Annotated in this window: 14 protein-coding genes; 12 read left to right on the forward strand and 2 right to left on the reverse strand. The window is 59.2% G+C overall.

Annotated elements, in window-relative coordinates; translation table 11 throughout:
- Positions 1-698 precede the first annotated feature (698 nt).
- The 12 genes from ACOMDU_RS04235 to ACOMDU_RS04290 all read left to right on the forward strand — a co-directional run bounded on the left by ACOMDU_RS04235 (position 699) and on the right by ACOMDU_RS04290 (position 15497).
- Positions 699-1400: a hypothetical protein gene (locus tag ACOMDU_RS04235; RefSeq protein WP_421129197.1), complete on the forward strand. Its 702-nt coding sequence runs from the start codon at positions 699-701 to the stop codon at positions 1398-1400.
- A gap of 263 nt (positions 1401-1663) precedes the next feature.
- The gene (locus ACOMDU_RS04240) at positions 1664-2365 is read left to right on the forward strand and encodes a GntR family transcriptional regulator (RefSeq protein ID WP_421129198.1); all 702 of its coding nucleotides are present in this window, start codon (positions 1664-1666) and stop codon (positions 2363-2365) included.
- 205 nt (positions 2366-2570) lie between these two features.
- Positions 2571-3974 carry a dihydroorotase gene (locus ACOMDU_RS04245; RefSeq protein ID WP_421129199.1) on the forward strand — a complete coding sequence of 468 codons (1404 nt, stop codon included), beginning with the start codon at positions 2571-2573 and terminating at the stop codon, positions 3972-3974.
- A gap of 391 nt (positions 3975-4365) precedes the next feature.
- Positions 4366-5361 (forward strand): substrate-binding domain-containing protein, encoded by a 996-nt coding sequence (locus ACOMDU_RS04250; protein WP_421129200.1) that lies wholly within the window; start codon positions 4366-4368, stop codon positions 5359-5361.
- 61 nt (positions 5362-5422) lie between these two features.
- Positions 5423-6415, forward strand: coding sequence for a sugar phosphate isomerase/epimerase family protein (locus tag ACOMDU_RS04255; RefSeq protein ID WP_022135194.1), 993 nt, complete (start codon positions 5423-5425; stop codon positions 6413-6415).
- A 20-nt stretch (positions 6416-6435) separates the two neighbouring features.
- The gene (locus ACOMDU_RS04260; protein WP_421129201.1) at positions 6436-7584 is read left to right on the forward strand and encodes a Gfo/Idh/MocA family protein; all 1149 of its coding nucleotides are present in this window, start codon (positions 6436-6438) and stop codon (positions 7582-7584) included.
- Between the two features lie 59 nt (positions 7585-7643).
- On the forward strand, positions 7644-8720 hold the full coding sequence (locus ACOMDU_RS04265) for a substrate-binding domain-containing protein (RefSeq protein ID WP_022135196.1): 1077 nt from the start codon (positions 7644-7646) through the stop codon (positions 8718-8720).
- 101 nt (positions 8721-8821) lie between these two features.
- Complete coding sequence (locus ACOMDU_RS04270) at positions 8822-10330, forward strand: sugar ABC transporter ATP-binding protein (RefSeq protein ID WP_421129202.1); 1509 nt, start codon at positions 8822-8824, stop codon at positions 10328-10330.
- Positions 10327-11373, forward strand: coding sequence for an ABC transporter permease (locus ACOMDU_RS04275; RefSeq protein ID WP_421129203.1), 1047 nt, complete (start codon positions 10327-10329; stop codon positions 11371-11373). The genes ACOMDU_RS04270 and ACOMDU_RS04275 overlap by 4 nt, the downstream gene beginning before the upstream one ends.
- Before the next feature lie 4 nt (positions 11374-11377).
- On the forward strand, positions 11378-12685 hold the full coding sequence (xylA, locus tag ACOMDU_RS04280) for a xylose isomerase (protein WP_421129204.1): 1308 nt from the start codon (positions 11378-11380) through the stop codon (positions 12683-12685).
- Between the two features lie 59 nt (positions 12686-12744).
- Positions 12745-14286, forward strand: coding sequence for a xylulokinase (gene xylB, locus ACOMDU_RS04285; RefSeq protein ID WP_421129205.1), 1542 nt, complete (start codon positions 12745-12747; stop codon positions 14284-14286).
- Positions 14283-15497 carry an MFS transporter gene (locus ACOMDU_RS04290; protein WP_421129206.1) on the forward strand — a complete coding sequence of 405 codons (1215 nt, stop codon included), beginning with the start codon at positions 14283-14285 and terminating at the stop codon, positions 15495-15497. The genes xylB and ACOMDU_RS04290 overlap by 4 nt, the downstream gene beginning before the upstream one ends.
- 270 nt (positions 15498-15767) lie before the next feature.
- On the opposite strand, the gene ACOMDU_RS13820 is transcribed toward ACOMDU_RS04290, so the two are convergent.
- Together ACOMDU_RS13820 and ACOMDU_RS04305 are read right to left on the reverse strand one after the other, a co-directional pair.
- The gene (locus ACOMDU_RS13820; protein ID WP_476718541.1) at positions 15768-16178 is read right to left on the reverse strand and encodes an L-2-amino-thiazoline-4-carboxylic acid hydrolase; all 411 of its coding nucleotides are present in this window, start codon (positions 16176-16178) and stop codon (positions 15768-15770) included.
- A gap of 1133 nt (positions 16179-17311) precedes the next feature.
- Entirely contained in the window at positions 17312-17812 is a 501-nt protein-coding gene (locus ACOMDU_RS04305; protein WP_421129207.1) for a class B sortase, read from the reverse strand.
- Positions 17813-17818 lie beyond the last annotated feature (6 nt).

Genomic DNA, 17818 nt, shown 5'->3' on the forward strand with positions numbered 1-17818 from the left:
ATGGAAAGAGCGGAAAGGCTGGAACCGGTGTTGTGACAGTGAACGGGAATGGCAATAAAATCACCGGTCTGAGTAATATGCTGTTTTCGGGATCATGGGCGGGTAAGTGTGCACTGATCGTTAAAGATCTGACGATTGCGAACGCGAATATCAAAGTTGAAATAGATGATACAACAGAAAGCAAAGGAGTAGGTGCATTTCTTGGCAGCGCTGGGGCAACGACAGAGGTTGTGTTCTCAAATTGCCATTTGGTAGATTCTCATGTGGAAGGCGGACATTGGACGGGTGGTTTTGTCGGATATTCTGCTGGTTATAGCGGCAGTGATGGACCGGTGTTCCAAACAGTCAAGTTCACGGGGTGCACGGTAAGCGGCAGCACATTGACAGGTAAAGGCTCTGTTGGTGCGCTGATAGGTCATGCTACTGGCGACGCTTGGACGTTGGTGGAGGTGCTGGATACCTCTGCTACTGTGAATGAAGTGACATCTACCGGGAGTTCTGGCAACAAGGCAGGCGCTTTGTTTGGTACAACGGGAGTAGCCGGTACGGAGACGAACGGAAAAACTGGTGGTATTGTGGTTAAGGCGGTAGTTGATGGTAATACTGTACAATCCAACGGAACGACGGTAACGACCATCTATGGGCGCCAGGGTTCGCCTGAGGGTAAGTTGAAGCTGACAGGCGGCCACTATGATAATATGCCTATTGCAGAAAGCGATGCAAGTTGGGCGGCTCCTGATGGAAATCTGGCGATGGCAGAAGTGACTGATGAGTCTGGTAAGACCATATACAACTATGGTACGGATTATATCCAGACGGCAGCGACCACTGAAGGCGTAAAGACCATCATCATTAAGAATGGTGATGTACAGTTGACCGGTGTTAACTCCGGCGTGACCGTTAAAAACACCGGTGAGGGTAAAGTAACGGTCAACGGAACGAAGGAAGTCAAGAAGGGTGACGCGCCCTACACCGTCCCCGCAAAGACCGGCGGCTACTATTACTACCCCTCCGCCCCCGGCATCACCGCTGAGCTGAACGGCACCAACAAGTCCGCCACAGACTATCCCGGCGGCGACTACGGCCTGGTGTTCCGTTCCACCGCAGCGTTCAGCACCTTCCAGGGCGTCCAGGTGGACGGCAAGACCCTTGCCAAGTCCAACTACACCGCTGAAGAGGGCTCCACCGTGGTGTACTTGAAGGCCGCGTACCTCAAGACGCTGGCGGCGGGCAAGCACACCATCACCATCCTGTCCACGGCGGGCAACACCAGCATGGACTTTACCATCGGCGGCAAGAGCAGCAGCCCCCAGACCTTCGACGCGGGCGTGGGCATCTACGCCGTGACGGCGGTGCTGTCTATGACCGGCATGGCCTGGACCGCTAAAAAGCGTCACTGAGAGCAAAAAAAGAAAGCCCGAAAGGGCTTTCTTTTTTTTGCCGCGCATCTGAAAACCCCTTGCAAAAGGGAAAGGAATATGTTACCATGTATTTTGTATACAGTATCCCATGCACATGTAAGAGAGACTGCACTGCGTCCAAGCCCCGGCAGGAGAGGGAAAATCAGCAAAATTTGCCGGTTTTGCTTGCTTTTCCCCGCAGCAGCGGGTATAGTGTGTGTAGAGCCGCCTGCTGCGGTATAAAAAGAAGGGGGCAGAGAGAGATGACAGCCTTCACACCGGTGGACCCCGCCAATCCCCAGCGCGAGACGATATATAGCCAGCTGAAAAACGCCATCATCAACGGCGATATCGCGCCGGATGAGCGCATTGTTGAAACAAAATACGCCGATATTTTCCGCGTCAGCCGCACCCCCGTGCGCGAAGCCATCCGTATGCTGGAGCGTGAGGGGCTGGTGGTCTACGAGCCCCGTAAGGGCGCCGTGGCCCGGCCCAGGCTGACCCGTGCCGAGGTGGACGAGGTCTATACCATCCGTTCCGCCCTGCAGCTGCTCAGCGTGGATGCTGTGGTGCGGAACATCACCGACGCGCAGCTGGACGCCATGGAGGCCGACAACCGCGGCTGTGCCGAGGCGCTGGACAAGCATGACGTCGGTGCGTATTTCCGCCACCTGGACGAATTCAACGGCCTGTTGACCCAGAGCAGCAATATGCCCTTGCTCATCAAGCTCCTGGACCAGATCGAAAGCTACAGCGCCACCACGTCGTTTCAGAACCCGGAGCACGCCCGCTTCCGCGAGAGCGTGCTGTCCGATGACGAACGCCGCCGCCGTGCGTTGGCGGAGCACGAGGAGATCGTGGCGTCCCTGCGGGCCCGTGATGCGGATCGCCTCCGTCGGGTGCTCACCGCCCATACCGCTAACGTTCACGAGGCAGCCCTCCAGCGCTACGGCAAGGAGGACTGACGCACAGACCCCATCTGCATGACGGATATGTACCATTTGCATGGCGGATATGTATCGCCCGCATGACGGATATGTACCATCTGCATGACGGATATCTACCGCCTGTATGACGGAATGTACCGCCTGCACGAGACCCCTGTGACCTGTCATGGGGGCTTCTCTTGAAGACTAAGTGTATACAGTATACATATCAGAGGAGGCATTTATGGACTGGGACAGAGTCATCTACAACGGCACGGTGGTCAACGATGACGGTATGCAGCGTGCCGATATCTACATCCGTGATGGCCGGGTCGCCGCCGTCACGTCCGAGCGCCTGCCCGGCACCGTCGGCGAAGCCACCGACGCTTCTGGCCGCTATATCCTGCCCGGCCTGATCGAGACCCACGTTCACTCCCGCGACGGCCGTCTGGCCACAGGTGAGAAGGAGGACTTCCGTTCCTCCACCGCGGCGGCTGCCGCCACCGGTATTACCACCGTGTTCGAAATGCCCAACTGCACCCCTACCATCCACTCGGCGGAGTCTCTCCGCGATCTTGTCTCGGTCATCCAGCCCAAGGCCCATGCGGATTTCTGCGTCTGGGGCCTGGCTTTGGGCGATGCCAATCTTGCCAGCCTGCCCGCTTTGGCGGAGGCCGGCTGCGTGGCCTTCAAATTCTTCTGGGGCTACGCGGTGGACCACCGGGACAACAGCCTGATCTACAACTACCGTGAGGGCATGGACAACGTCCTCCCGCCCCCGGACGACGGCCAGATCTATCGCCTGTTCCGCGCCGTGAAGGCCACCGGCAAACGCCTGGGCATCCACGCAGAGAATTTCTCCATTGTTCGGGCCCTGACGCAGGAGGCCCTTGCCGCCGGCGCGCAGGACTACGCCGCATTGCTGCGTACCCGCCCCGTCAGCTGCGAGACCTCCATTATCGACACCGCCATCGACATGGCCAAGGAGCTCTCCATGCCCCTGCACGTCCTCCATGTGGGTGTAGGCGACGGCGTGGAGCACCTCCGCCGCGCCAAGGCCGACGGCGTGGATGTCACCGCCGAGACCTGTACCCATTACCTGACCTTCACCGACCGCGACGCCCGCCGCTGCGGTGCGGTGATGAAGACTTACCCTCTCATCCGTACCGCCGCAGATCGCCAGGCAGTCTGGCAGGGCCTTGCGGATGGTACCCTGGACTGGGTCTGCTCAGATCACGCGCCCCACACCTGCGAGGAAAAGCACCGTTCCTTCTGGGATGCCCCCGCCGGAATCAGCGGTATCGAGGGTCTTTCTCCTGTGCTGCTCACCGCTGTCCACCGCGGCCTGCTGACGCTGCCCCGCGTGGCGGCGATCACCTCCGCCAATGCGGCCCGTACCTTCGGCCTCTATCCCCGCAAGGGCGTTATTCGCCCCGGAGCCGATGCCGACTTGGCCATTGTGGATATGTCCGCGGCCTACACCTTCCGTCAGGAGAAGATGTACTCTAAAGCCAAATGGTCCCCCTATGACGGTATGTCCTTCCAGGGCCGGGTGGTCGAGACCATCCTCCGCGGCCGCACCACTATGCGTGACGGTCAGGTCCTGCCCGACTGCTTCGGCCAGTTCCTGCCGGTCTGCACCAAATAGCTTGTTTTCTCCCTTTACTCCTTTTCCTCCCCCTTGCACCGAACGGCTCCCAGGCACGCACCTGGGAGCCGTTCGGCTTGTTCCGTATAAAAGGGACCACTGTATGGTGGCCCCTTTTGCTGTTTGGCAGCCACCTTATTGGTTTGGAATGTTTGGCACAAAGCGTTGCGGGTAACAGGGAATTCCGAAATGTCTACTGGGAAAAACAACAAAAGTTTTTCGCCGTGTTTAGGCAACTCTACAGAAATAGAGCCATGCCGGCCCTTTTCCGTTGACAGATCACAAAAGAGATGGTATTTTGAAACTGTGCTCGAGCACAGTCAATTCGTGCTCGAGCACAAATGACACATCGCCAAGGGCGATACAAATTTCGGAGAGGAGAAGCGGACGCGTGACCATCAAGCAGATCGCTGAAAAAGCGGGCACCAGCCGCGGCACCGTCGACCGGGTACTTAACGGCCGCGGCAACGTAAATCCCGAGCTGGCCAAGCGTATATTGGACATTGCCGAGCGTGAGCGCTACCAGCCCAACCAGCTGGCCCAGGCGCTTATTCGCTCCCGTCAGCGCACCCACATCGGCATGGTCATACCCTCCGTCGGCAATCCCTTTTTTGACGAGGTGCTCCGCGGCGCACAGAGCCGCGCCAGAAAACTCTCCAGCTACGGCACCACCCTTACCATCCGCGAGATCAAGGGCTACGACGCCGCCACGCAGCTGCAGGCCATGCGCCGGCTGGTGGCCGAGGGCGTGGACGCGCTGGCGGTCATGCCGCTGGATGTGCCCGAGGTCGCGGTGTACCTGCAGTCATTGCCCATACCGGTGGTCACAGTCAACACCGATATCGATGTCGACCGTGTGGCCTTTGTCGGCTGCGACTACTACAACAGCGGTATGATCACCGGAGATCTGGTGCAGCTCATGCTCAATGGCCGGGGCCGCGTGGCGGCTGTTATCGGCAGCACCAATGTCCGCGGCCATATGGACCGCGTGCGCGGTCTGCGGACCGCACTGGAGGGCACGCCGGAGATCACGGTGGACGCCGTGCTGGAAAATCAGGACGACGACGATGTCTCCTATCAGGTGCTGCGGGCCTATCTAGCGGGCCACACGCCGGATATGGTGTGCTTTGCCGCCGCCGGTATCGACGGCGGTATGCGGGCCATCCTGGAAAGCGGAAAGAATATTCGCGTGCTGGCGGTGGACGGGACGGAGACCGTGCTGCGGTATATGGAGGAAGGGCACATCGCCGCCACTGTGACCCAGGAGCCCTTCGCCCAGGGGGACGAGGCGGTGCGTGTGCTGTTCGACTATATCCACACCGGACGGCGGCCCGCCGCCGGCGTGGTGTATACCCACAACCGTGTGCGTGTGCGGCACTCGCAGTAAGTTTGTGATCCGATCGGCACAGGCCGATGATGATTTAACTTTTTAACAGGAGGAATGTATCATGGGAAACAGACCGGTAACTCTTTGCACCTGCCAGTGGGCGGACCTGCCCTTCGATGAACTGTGTGCGCTGGCGTCCAAGATGGGCTATGACGGCCTGGAGGTCGCCTGCTGGGGCAATGGCATCGACATTGATCGTGCATACAGCGATGACAGCTATGTGGCCTGGATCAAGGAGACCCTGGCGAAGAACAACCTGATCTGCAAGGCTCTGGCCTGCCACATCATCGGCCAGTGTGTGGGCGACGCTCCCGATCCCCGGCTGAACAACTTTGCTCCCGCGGCGCTGGCCGACAAGCCGGAGGAGATCCGCGCCTGGGCGATCGACACCATGAAGAAGGCCCCCGTGGTGGCCAAGAAGCTGGGCTGCTATGTGGTCACGGGCTTCACCGGCTCTCCCATCTGGAAGTGGCTGTATTCCTTCCCCCAGACCACCGAGGAGATGGTCGAGAACGGCTACGACGAGATCGTGCGCCTGTGGTCCCCTATCCTGGATGAGTTCAAGGCCAACGGCATCAAGTTCGCCCTGGAGGTCCATCCCGGCGAGATCGCTTTCGACTACTACTCCACCGAGAAGCTGCTGAAGAAGTTTGCCGACCGCCCCGAGTTCGGCCTGAACTTCGACCCCAGCCACCTGCTGTGGCAGGGCGTGACGCCCCATCTGTTCCTGCGCGACTTTATGGACCGCGTGTACCACGTCCATATGAAGGATGCGGCGGTGACTCTGGATGGCCGCAGCGGTCTGCTGGGCTCCCACATCGATTTCGGCGACCTGCGCCGCGGCTGGAACTTCCGCTCCCTGGGTCATGGTGACGTGAACTTCGAGGAGATCATCCGCGTGCTGAACGCCGCCGGTTACGACGGCCCTCTGTCCGTGGAATGGGAGGACAGCGGTATGGACCGTATCGAGGGCGCTACCGAGGCGGCCGCTTTCGTGAAGAAGGTGGACTTCAAGAAGTCCGATGTGAAGTTTGACGACGCTATCGCCAACTGAAACGCGACAAGGAGGACAATATGGGTATTCAGATCCGTTACGGCATGGTCGGTGGCCACATGAACGCCTTTATCGGCGAGGTGCATCGCAAAGCCATCGCCTTTGACCCCCGCGCACAGCTGGTGGCGGGCTGCTTCTCCACCAATGCGGAGAAGAACCGTGAGACCGGCGAGACCTACTCCCTGGACATGAGCCGCGTGTACCCCAGCTATGAGGCCATGGCCGAGGCGGAGAGCAGGCGTCCCGACGGTATCGATTTCGTCAGCATCACCACCCCGAACAACACCCACTACGACGTGGCCAAGTGCTTCCTGCAGCACGGCATCCATGTGGTGTGCGAAAAGCCTCTGTGCTTTACCGTGGAACAGGCGCAGGAGCTGGTGGCCCTGGCCAAGGAGAAAAACCTGGTTTTCGGCGTCACCTACACCTATTCCGGCTACACCATGATGAAGGTGGCCCGCGAGATGATCGCCGAGGGCAAGATCGGCAAGATCGCCGCCGTCAATGCGGAGTATGTCCAGGAGTGGCTCATCGATGAGTTGGGCGTCCCCGGCGAGGGCACCACTAAGCTGTCCGTCTGGCGCGCCGATCCGGCGGTGTCCGGTATCTCCAACTGTGTGGGCGACATCGGCACCCACATCGAGAACTCCGTCCACTACCTGACCGGCCTGAACATCAAGCGTCTGGCCGCCACCGTGAACCGTTACGGCAAGGAGCTGGACCTGAACGCCAATATGCTCGTCGAGTACGAAAACGGCGTCAACGGCGCGTACTGGTGTTCCCAGATCGCGGCGGGCAAGCTCAACGGCCTGACCATCCGCATCTACGGCAGCGAGGGTGCACTGGAGTGGGAGCAGCACTATCCCGATTATCTGAAGTACACCCCCAAGGGCAAGCCCACGGAGACCCTGTCCCGCGGTACCGGTTATATCACCGAGAAGGCCGGCGCGTACAGCCGCATCCCCTCCGGCCACCCCGAGGGACTGATCGTCGCCTTTGCCAACATCTACAAGAACATCATCAGCGCCATTCTGGCGGTGAAGGCGGGCGGTACGGCCAACGACGGCTCTTTCGACTATCCCACCGTCACCGACGGCCTCAACGGCGTGAAGTTCATTCACGCGGTCATCGACTCCGCAGCCAAGGACTCTGCCTGGGTGGAGCTGTAAGAACACGTTATAGGCGGACTTTGTCCGTATCTATAAAAAATTTTTAGGAGGAAACAACCATGAAGAAAGTACTGGCACTGATCCTTGCGCTGGTCATGGCCCTGTCTCTTGTCGCCTGCGGCGAGAAGAAGGACGATGACGCCAACAAGGACAACGATGCTGCCACGGGTAATCGCATCGCGATCCTGGTCCCCAATGCCGACCACGGCTGGACCGGCGCTGTGATGACCTATGCGCAGGAGAAGGCGCAGGAGCTGAATGACGCCGGCAAGTATGCCGCCACCGTCATCACCTCTTCCGACGCCGCCAACCAGATCCAGCAGGTGGAGGACCTGATCGAGAACAAGACCGCTGACTATGTGGTCATTCTGCCTCAGGACAACACCCTGGAGAACACCATGGCCAAGCTGGCCACCAGCGGCATCCCCTATGTGATGTTCGACCGTATCATCGACTCCGCTGCTTCCACTGCTGTTGCCTGCGTCAAGGGCGATAACAACGGCATCGGCGCCGAGACCGCCAAGCGCTTCATCGCCGACGGCATGAAGGCTGGCGACAAGGTCCTCATCATGCCCGGTGACAACTCTTCCGTTCCCACCATGCGTAACGACGGCTTCTTCAGCGTGCTGAAGGAGAATGGCTGGACCGAGGAGCAGATCGCTGCCATCCAGTCCACCGACTACACCGGCTGGAGCCGCAGCAAGGGCAAGGAGCTGTTCATCAACTGGCTGGATGCCAGCACTGTTGAGGACATCACCGCCACCAAGTGGATCTTCACCCACGACGACGAGATCGCCATGGGCATCCTGGAGGCGCTGAAGAGCTCCGAGATCGACGCCGAGAAGAAGGACGCCTTCCTGAACGCCGGTGTGCATCTGGGCACCTCCTCCGGTCTGAACGAGATCTACTCCGTGCTGAAGGGCATCCATCAGAAGGATTACACCGCTGAGGTTGCCAAGCTGGCCGATCTGTTCTCCGTTACTTACGATCCCGCGATGATCAAGGCTGCCGTGGATGACATGGTCACCCACATCGAGGGCGGTACCGTCACCCAGGATCACGTCATCGCCGTGTCCGTGGTGGATGCTACCAACGTCAACGACTTCCAGGGCTTCGGTGACGCTGTCTCCAAGTAAGTAAAGTCGTTTCCGAGGGCTTCGCGGGCGCTTCGGCGCCCGCGGGGCACCTCCCCCTTCGCAGAAGGGATCTTATCAAACAGCAAAGAGAGGCGTGCGGCATGGAATTGCTGAAAATGACCAATATCACCAAATCATTCTCCGGTGTGGAAGTGCTTTCGCACGTTGATTTTTCCGTGGAGCGCGGGGAAGTACACGCACTGCTGGGAGAGAACGGCGCCGGTAAGTCCACATTGATGAACATCCTGGCGGGTGTGCATCAGCGGGATGAGGGCGAGATCGAGTTTGACGGGGAGCAAATGCATGACATTTCCGTCAAACGGACAGAACAGGCAGGTATCGCCTTTGTACACCAGGAGTTGAACCTGTTTAACGATCTGAAGGTGTACGAGAACATTTTTCTTCGCAAAGAACTGCTGACCAAGCTGGGCACGCTGGATAAGCGGGCCATGCTGGAGCAGACGCGCCAGCTGATGAGCGACCTGGGCGTGGATATCGACCCCAACGCCCTGGTAGACGAGCTGGAGACCAGCAAAAAGCAGCTGCTGGAGATCGCAAAGGCGCTTCACGCCAATGCGAAGCTCTTTATTCTGGACGAGCCGACCACCGCGCTGAACAACGCGGAGATCGAGCACCTGTTCAGTATCGTGCGGCGATTGAAGGAGCAGGGCAAGTCCTTCATCTTCATCTCCCACAAAATGAACGAGATATTTACCATCGCGGACCGCTACACGGTCCTGCGGAATGGATGCTTTATTCAGTCCGGCAATATTGCCGACACCACGCCGGAGGCTGTCACCCGCCTGATGGTGGGCAGCAGCTACTCCGAGGCCTCGGTGTACCAGCCCCGCCAGCTGGGTGATGTGGCGCTGAAGCTGGAGCACCTCAGCGGCGAAGGGTTCGAGAACGTGGACCTGGAGGTGCGTAAGGGCGAGATCATCGGTCTGACGGGCCTGAAGGGCGCCGGCGTCAGCGAGATGATGCAGGCGATTTTCGGCGCGATTCCCATCCGCTCGGGCACGGTGTATGTCAACGGCGAGCCGCTGCGCCATGGCGGCATACATAACGCCATGTGCCACAGGATCGGCATGATCCCCGCCAACCGCAAGGAAAACTCCGTCATCCCGGATTTCACGTTGCTGGAGAACAACTACATCTCCGAACACACGCTTTCTGCCAATCACCAGCTGATCCGTGGGCGGAAAGAGGTGGCGCAGTACAACAGAATGCGGGATATGCTGAACATCAAGGCCAACAGCCATGACGACCTGATCCTGTCACTGTCCGGCGGCAACCAGCAGAAGGTGATCCTGGGCCGGTGGCTCACCACCGAGGCGGATATCCTTATCATGGATAACCCCACCCAGGGTATCGACGTGGGCGCCAAGGCGGAGATCTACAAGCTGATCCTGGAACTGGCCGAGAAGGGCAAGACCATCTTGGTCAACACCCTGGAGATACCGGAGATACAGAAGATCGCGGATCGCTGTGTGGTGTTCTACCACGGGCATATCCAGACGATCCTGCCCCGTGAGGAGATCACGGAGGAGAGAGTCATGCTGTATGCGACCAATGTGATACACGCAACGGAGGGAGAGGTAAACGTATGAGTCAGAACACGGAACTGAAGGCCCAGGCCAAAAAACCGGGGCTGAACAAGAAGGGCATTGCCGCCTGGATCAATAATTACAGCTTTATCCTCATCGCACTGGCGATCTTCATCGCCTATCTGTTTATTAACCACGGCGCGACCACATGGAGTGGCGTGATGAACATCCTGCGGCACTCCGCTGTGGTGGGCATCATGGCCTTCGGCATGGGCCTGGTCATCATCACCGGCGGCATCGACCTGTCCGTGGGCTCCATGCTGGCGCTGGTGGGCAGCTTCTCCGTGGTGGTGTTCAATGCCACGGACAGCGTGCTCCTGACGCTGCTGTTCGCCCTGGTGGCCGGCGGCTTGTGCGGCCTGTTCAACGGTGTGCTCATCGGCCTGGTGAAAATGCCCGCGTTCATCGTGACGCTTGCCACCATGCTGATCTTCCGTTCGGTGGCTCAGTACTACCTGCGGACTACCGGGTCCTCCATCTTCAATATGACCGGTACCCTGGACCACTATGCCAGCTTCTACGGCTTCGGCCAGCTGAAGATCGCCACCGTTCCCGTGGTGGGCATCGTGCTGCTGCTGGTCACGGTCATCATGGTGTTCATATCCACCTGCACCAAGTTCGGCAAGACCGTCTATGCCCTGGGCAGCAATGAGCGCGCCGCAGCCCTGGCCGGTATCAACGTCAACCGTACCCGTGTGGCGGTCTATGTCATTACCGGCATACTCACCGGCCTGAGCGCTTTCCTGTGGCTGGCCATGAACGGCTCCGTCGACCCGGCTACCCTGGGTAAGAGCAACGAGATGTACGCCATCGCCGCGGTGGTCATCGGCGGTATCAGCATGAGCGGCGGCAAGGGCAAGCTGCTGGGCGTTCTGTTCGGCGCCATGAGCTATACCATCATCGACAAGATCATCGCCTCCCTGCAGGTGGACGCCCTGATCAACGATACCATCAAGGGCTCGATTTTGCTGGTGGCCGTTATCATCCAGCTGGTGGTGCCCATGATCCGTTCCCGCGTAAAAACGAAACATACTTCGGAGGTGTAATAACATGAAAAAGTACGCTGATGTGAGTAAGGTCGTCTACGATCCCCAGGGGACCGACCCCTTTACCTTCCGTTGGTATGACCCGGACGAGGTCATCGCCGGCAAGAAAATGCGTGAGCATCTGAAGTTCGCACTGAGCTACTGGCACACCATCGACGCCGAGGGCGTGGATATGTTCGGCTCCGGTACCATGGATAAGTCCATGGGCCAGACGGACCCCATGGCCAAGTTCCGCGCCAAAGCGGACTTCGCCTTCGAGCTGATGGAAAAGCTGAACATCGACTACTACTGCTTCCATGACGTGGACATCGCCCCGGAGGGCGCTACCCTGGCCGAGAGCATCGCCAATTTTCGCGTGATGGTGGATTATCTGTACGAGCTGCAGAAGAAGACCGGCAAGAAGTGCCTGTGGGTCACCGCCAACAACTTCGGCGACAAGAAGTTTATGGCCGGTGCAGCCACCTCCTGCTGCGCCGATGTGTTTGCCGCCGCCGCCGCTAAAGTCCGGGCCTGCCTGGATGCCGCGGTGAAGCTGGGCGCCACCGGATATGTGTTCTGGGGTGGCCGCGAGGGCTACGACACCCTGCTGAACACCGACATGGGGCTGGAGCTTGACAACATGGCCCGCTTCCTGCGTATGGCCCGTGACTACGGCCGCAAGATCGGCTTTACCGGCGATTTCTATCTGGAGCCCAAGCCGAAGGAGCCTACAAAGCACCAGTATGACTTCGACGTGGCCACCTGCATGAACTTCCTGCGGAAGTACGACCTGACGGCGGATTTCAAGATGAACATCGAGGCCAACCACGCCACCCTGGCGGGCCATACCTTCGAGCATGAGCTGCGTACCGCTATCGTCAACGGCAGCTTTGGCTCCATCGACGCCAACGAGGGAGACTATCTGCTGGGCTGGGATACCGACCAGTTCCCCGCCAATGTGTACAGCGCCACCTACTGTATGATGGAGGTCCTCCGCGCCGGCGGCTTTACCAACGGCGGCCTGAACTTTGACGCCAAAGCCAGACGCCAGTCCAACACCTTCGAGGACATCCTGCTGGCCTATATCTCCGGTATGGACACCTTTGCCCTGGGTCTCCGCAAGGCGCTGGAGCTGAAAGCGGATGGCCGTCTGGACCAGTTCGTCAAGGAACGCTACAGCAGCTATGACAGCGGCGTGGGCAAGAAGATCGTGGATGGTGAGATGACCCTGGAGTCTCTGGCGGATTACGCCGAGGGCCTCAAGAGCTTCGATGTGCCCAGCGGCCGTCAGGAGTATCTGGAATCTGTGGTCAACCGGGTGCTGTTCCACTGAGAAATGACATATTGCGGGCCGCCCGGAAGGGCGGCCCTGCCTAAAGGAGGCGCAAGGCTATGAAGGAATATTTGCTGGGTATCGACCTGGGCACCTCCGGCACCAAGACGGTGCTGTTCCGCAGTGACGGTACGGCCATGGCCGCCCACACGGTGGAATACCCCCTCTACCAGCCCCAGAACGGCTGGGCTGAGCAGGAGCCGTCCGACTGGTGGCGTGCTGTGCGGGAGACGGTGCAGGCCGTGCTGCACAAAAGTGGTGTGGCCGCCGCCGATGTTGCCGGTGTAGGCATCTCCGGGCAGATGCACGGTCTGGTGATGCTGGACGAGAGGGGAGAGGTGCTGCACCGCAGCATCCTGTGGTGCGATGGCCGCACCGGCGAGGAGTGCCGCGAGATCACCGAGACTGTGGGCGCGGAGAAACTCATCGCCATCACCGCGAACCCCGCCCTGGCGGGCTTTACCGCCGGGAAGATCCTGTGGGTGCGGAAGCATCTGCCGGAGGTCTACAAGGCCTGCCGTCATATCCTGCTGCCCAAGGATTACATTCGCTACTGCCTCACCGGCCAGTTTGCCACCGAGGTATCCGACGCCTCCGGCATGAACCTGCTGGACGTGCCCCGGCGGCAGTGGTCTGACGAGATACTGAACAAGCTGGACATCGACCCGGCGCTGCTGGGCCGGATGTACGAGTCTGTGGACGTGACCGGAACGGTGACGGCGGGAGCTGCCGCCCTGACCGGCCTGGCCGAGGGTACGCCCGTGGTGGGCGGCGCGGGTGACAACGCTGCCGCGGCTGTGGGCACCGGTACTGTCCGCTACGGAAAGGCCTTTACGACGCTGGGCACCTCCGGCGTGGTCTTTGCCCATGCGGACAGCGTTTCCATCGACCCGGCGGGCCGCGTACACACCTTCTGCTCCGCCGTTCCCGGCAAGTGGGCGGTAATGAGCTGCACGCTGGCGGCGGGTCAGTCCCTGCGTTGGCTGCGGGATACCTGCTGTGCCGGCGAGGTGGCCGAGGCGGCCAAACAGGGCGTGGACCCCTACGAGCTGATGACGGCCCTGGCCGAGAAAACCCCCATCGGCGCCGACGGCCTGTTGTTCCTGCCCTATCTGATGGGCGAGCGATCCCCGCTGTTGGACGAGAAGGCCCGGGGCGCGTTTATCGGCCTGTCCGGCGGCCATGACCGCGGCCACCTGATTCGCGCTGTGCTGGAGGGCGTTACCTACTCCCAGCGTCAGTGCGTGGATGTGCTCCGTGGCATGAATGTGCCCACGGAGGAAATGATGGCCTGCGGCGGCGGCGCGCGGAGCGCATTCTGGCGTCAAATGCTGGCCGATGTGTACGGCTGCCCCATCCAGACCGCCAAGGCGGCGCTGGAGGGCCCGGCGCTGGGCGTGGCTATTCTGGCCGGTGTTGGCACCGGTGTGTATCCCTCCGTGGAGAGCGCCTGCGATGCCATTGTCAAGCCGGATACCGTTCTGTACCCCGATGCGGAATGTGGCCGCGCCTATGAGCCCTACTACCAACTCTATCTGCGGCAATATCCCGCGCTGCGGGAGACCTTCCATGCCCTGGCCGCCATGAGGAGCCGGGCATGAGAGGCGCAAAGCGTATCCTGCCGCTGCTGGCGGTCCTGTGCTTCGCTCTGTTTCTGCTGTACGGCGTCTATTTCAATGCCTTTGGCGCCAACGCCGAGTCCATGATGGCCTTTTTCGGCATCACCGAAAGCCGCCAGGGCTTCGTGATGACCATTCAGTCCCTGGGCGGCATCGTGATGACGGTGCTGCTGGGCCTGTTCGGCGAACGGCTCCACAAGCTGTACGGCCTGTTGGCCGGCGCGGTGCTGGTGGGCGTGGCCGGTGTGACCATTGGCACCATGCCCCTGTACGGCAATGACAGCTATGGGCTGCTGCTGGTGTTTGCGCTGATCGGCGGTGTGGGCTATATCACCATCGACCTGCTGATGAACGGCGTCATCGCCGACGTGTTTCCCGAGAAGAAGAGCACGCTGCTGCCCATCGTTCACGGCTTCTACGGTCTGGGCGCCATGCTGGCGCCCCTGCTGGTGACATGGCTTACCGACAGCGGCCGCCCCGCCACCTTTGCCGTACCGTATCTGGTGCTGGGCGCGGCGGCGCTGGTGTTGGGCGCGGTGTTCTGGGCGGTGTCCCGCCGCGCCACGCCCCACACGCCCTACGCCGATATGACGGCCCTGCGGGACAGGTCTGTGGCCAACCCGGCGGAGATCTTTCGTGACAAGCGCGCATGGCTCTATCTGCTGTGCTGTTTCCTGTATCTGTGCTTCCAGAACGGCATCGCCGTCTGGCTGCCCAACTACTACAAGACCGTGCACCACATGGCAGGCGGCGCGGCCAACGCCATGCTCACCCTGTTTTTCCTGGGCGCACTGGTGGTCCGTATGCTCTCGCCGCTGGTGTATAAGCGTATGCCGGTGCGGACGTTCTATCTGCTCACCTGCTTTTTATCGGCCGGCGTGTTTGCGGTTTTGCTGCTGACGCCGTCTTTGGCCGTCCAGCGGGTGCTTTTGGTGCTGCTGGGCCTGCTGCAGGGTGCGGAGGTCCCGGCCCTGGTGATCCTTTGCTGCGAGACGTTCCCTACTCGGACGGCTTCGGCCTCATCCATCATCGTGCTGGGCGTATCCCTGTCAGCGCTGATCGCGCCCACGGTGCTGGGGCGGCTCATCGAGCAGGTAGGCTACGGCATCCCCCTGTGGGGCCTGACGGCCTGCCTGCCGCTGTCGGCGGCGGTGCTGCTGGCCATACGCCGTGACGCGCCGGCGCGGGCATGACCTTGCTTTTTTCCCCGGGCAGCGGGCAAGAAACTTCTTCATGGGCGCTACTCCCGCCCACCAAACCTTCCTTATAAAAAACTTCCTTCCTTTATCTCGCTGCCTTTGCTTCAGGCCGTCGGAGGTGTCATTGACGTCTCCGACGGCCTGTGGGCTTTGCGGCTATGTGGGGCGCCCTTGCCGTTTTCCCTGCAAAGCACGCTGCATTCCGCAGTATTTTTGGCAATTTTATTTCGGAAAAGTATTACTTTTTTCCTGTGCTGTGCTATCTTACAGGCGACGGTTAGCCACATCTAACTGCTGCAAAATATAGAGGAGCGATCTGCCATGAAGAGATTTGCCATGTTTGCCGCCGGTGTGCTGTTCGGCACCACCGGCATTAAGGTCCTGGGCAGCAAGGACACCAAGAAAGCCTAGGGGCACTTTTTTCACGCATTTTTTATAGCCGCAGTCACAGTACGGTCCGCCGGAGGCCAGGGTATACGTCCGCACAAAGCTTGTCGCGCCGCCGGTCTCACTCATGGTATAGTCCGGATGACACAGAGCCAGCGTCAGGTCGTACGATCCCAGTTCCTGCATCAGTGTGCAGATACCGCACTGGGTAAACCGCCCTTCATAGCCGCTGCCGCCCGGGTATTCGTAAAAGTCCGTCAGCCGTTCCACGTCTGGCCGTTCTGGCATGGACAGGAGAGTGCACCAAGCAGGGCACAGTTGACGATATTCATCTTAAAGCGGTCCGCTGTCAGCTGCCGCCGAGCAGATACCCAAGGACGCACGGGCCGTTTCATCACCGGAGATACTGCTTTAAAGCATCTCTCCGTTTTGCATGTGGAATGCGAAATACAAAAAGCCGCACGGGAACACCGTACGGCTGGCTTTGCAGGCACAAGGCCTACCGTTATCCAATAATACCCTATTTCGACTGCATTTTCAATCTGAACATCTTAAGGCGATTTTTGCCCCCAAATTCCGTGTGGTTGTCTCAGTTTTGCCTGTGTGGGTCAGGTTGTGGGTCAAATGAGAAAACGGCGGCAAATTGAACTTGCCGCCGCATTACTGTTTTCGCACTTTGACCCATATTTTTCAGCAACTTATGCGGTCAACGCAAAATAAAAAAACTGAGCTTTTAACGCAGAAAAACCGCCTAAAAAGGCGGCTTTTCAAAGCTTTTTGGTCGGAGTGCGGGGACTCGAACCCCGGGCCTCCTGCTCCCAAAGCGGTTTACATAATTCCTTATGACGATTTGTGCCGCTTTCCTGCCATTTCGTCTCGTTTACGGATACTCTTTAAGACTCTTATTTCCACTGTTTCCGCGTACTCCACGCCTGTCTGTAGTCAAATATGTGGTCAAAAAACCGCTTTCTGAACACCCTCGTGACAGGGGACAGAAAGCGGTTTTTATAGTTTGCCGGAGTGCTGCGGGCAGGTAATCCGGTACCCCGGTTTGCCGCATTGTACCTCTAATGGGGAGGTTAAGCAAGTCCTTTATGCAAGGATAGGCGGCGCAGAATTTGCATCGCTATAGACAAAGAATAGGGACTTTCCCTTAATACGAGCTGCGTTTTAAGGGAAAGCGCACCAGAAGTAAGGGAAAGTATCTGCGCCCTGCGAGGAAAACGCTGTTGACTTTCATCATAATTTTATCGTGAATATTTTTCGATTGGCACTCAAAGCGAGTTGATTTTCATCATAGCGATATGAGAATCCTTGAAGAATTCTGGTACAGCAATATTAGGCAGACCAAGTGTGATACTTCGCCCTGCACGGAAAGAAACAGCAGGAACTGATCTGCAGGAATAAAGAGAAGCTTCGTGTCACCATGACGGACGAACAAGAGAAATTGCTTGAGACAGGATCGTGCTGGAGATCATGGACGAATAGACATACGGGTTCTCCTTCACATAGTCCGCATCCATATACCGATGGAGCTTCGTGAGCTTGGGCCCGTCCGGGTCACAGTTGCTGGCAGAGTGACCGAAGATGACGGTATTCCTGTCCAGCTTGCTCCGGCTGCTCAAACGGTTGTCACAGTGGGCGTAGTAGCAGCCCCATTCGCTGTAGTTCCCGTTCTCGTCCTTTTGCAGGTAGTAAGCGTTGTCCTTCGCCTGCACCACGGGGTCGTCCACCTCGGTACCGGGCATATACAGCCACGCCACGGCGTCGGCGTATTTCTTTCTTGCGTCCTTCAGCTCCTTTTGCCGGTCCACGGTGGGGATGATCTCGCCGGTGGGCTGTGGCTCGGTCACTTCGGGTACGCTGGGATATTCCTCTTTCTGATGACAAGCGGTGGCACTGATCGCCGTCCCCATCAGCATAATGGC

This window comes from Vescimonas sanitatis (assembly GCF_049060325.1).
Taxonomy (GTDB): Bacteria; Bacillota; Clostridia; order Oscillospirales; family Oscillospiraceae; genus Vescimonas; species Vescimonas sanitatis.

Coding starts and splice junctions, on each gene's coding strand:
- ACOMDU_RS04255 (WP_022135194.1), top strand. CDS start 5,423: ATGGGAAACAGACCGGTAACTCTTTGCACCTGCCAGTGGGCGGACCTG.
- ACOMDU_RS04305 (WP_421129207.1), bottom strand. CDS start 17,812: ATGCTGATGGGGACGGCGATCAGTGCCACCGCTTGTCATCAGAAAGAG.
- ACOMDU_RS04235 (WP_421129197.1), top strand. CDS start 699: ATGCCTATTGCAGAAAGCGATGCAAGTTGGGCGGCTCCTGATGGAAAT.
- ACOMDU_RS04245 (WP_421129199.1), top strand. CDS start 2,571: ATGGACTGGGACAGAGTCATCTACAACGGCACGGTGGTCAACGATGAC.
- ACOMDU_RS04260 (WP_421129201.1), top strand. CDS start 6,436: ATGGGTATTCAGATCCGTTACGGCATGGTCGGTGGCCACATGAACGCC.
- ACOMDU_RS04275 (WP_421129203.1), top strand. CDS start 10,327: ATGAGTCAGAACACGGAACTGAAGGCCCAGGCCAAAAAACCGGGGCTG.
- ACOMDU_RS04290 (WP_421129206.1), top strand. CDS start 14,283: ATGAGAGGCGCAAAGCGTATCCTGCCGCTGCTGGCGGTCCTGTGCTTC.
- ACOMDU_RS04240 (WP_421129198.1), top strand. CDS start 1,664: ATGACAGCCTTCACACCGGTGGACCCCGCCAATCCCCAGCGCGAGACG.
- ACOMDU_RS04265 (WP_022135196.1), top strand. CDS start 7,644: ATGAAGAAAGTACTGGCACTGATCCTTGCGCTGGTCATGGCCCTGTCT.
- xylB (WP_421129205.1), top strand. CDS start 12,745: ATGAAGGAATATTTGCTGGGTATCGACCTGGGCACCTCCGGCACCAAG.
- xylA (WP_421129204.1), top strand. CDS start 11,378: ATGAAAAAGTACGCTGATGTGAGTAAGGTCGTCTACGATCCCCAGGGG.
- ACOMDU_RS13820 (WP_476718541.1), bottom strand. CDS start 16,178: ATGCCAGAACGGCCAGACGTGGAACGGCTGACGGACTTTTACGAATAC.
- ACOMDU_RS04270 (WP_421129202.1), top strand. CDS start 8,822: ATGGAATTGCTGAAAATGACCAATATCACCAAATCATTCTCCGGTGTG.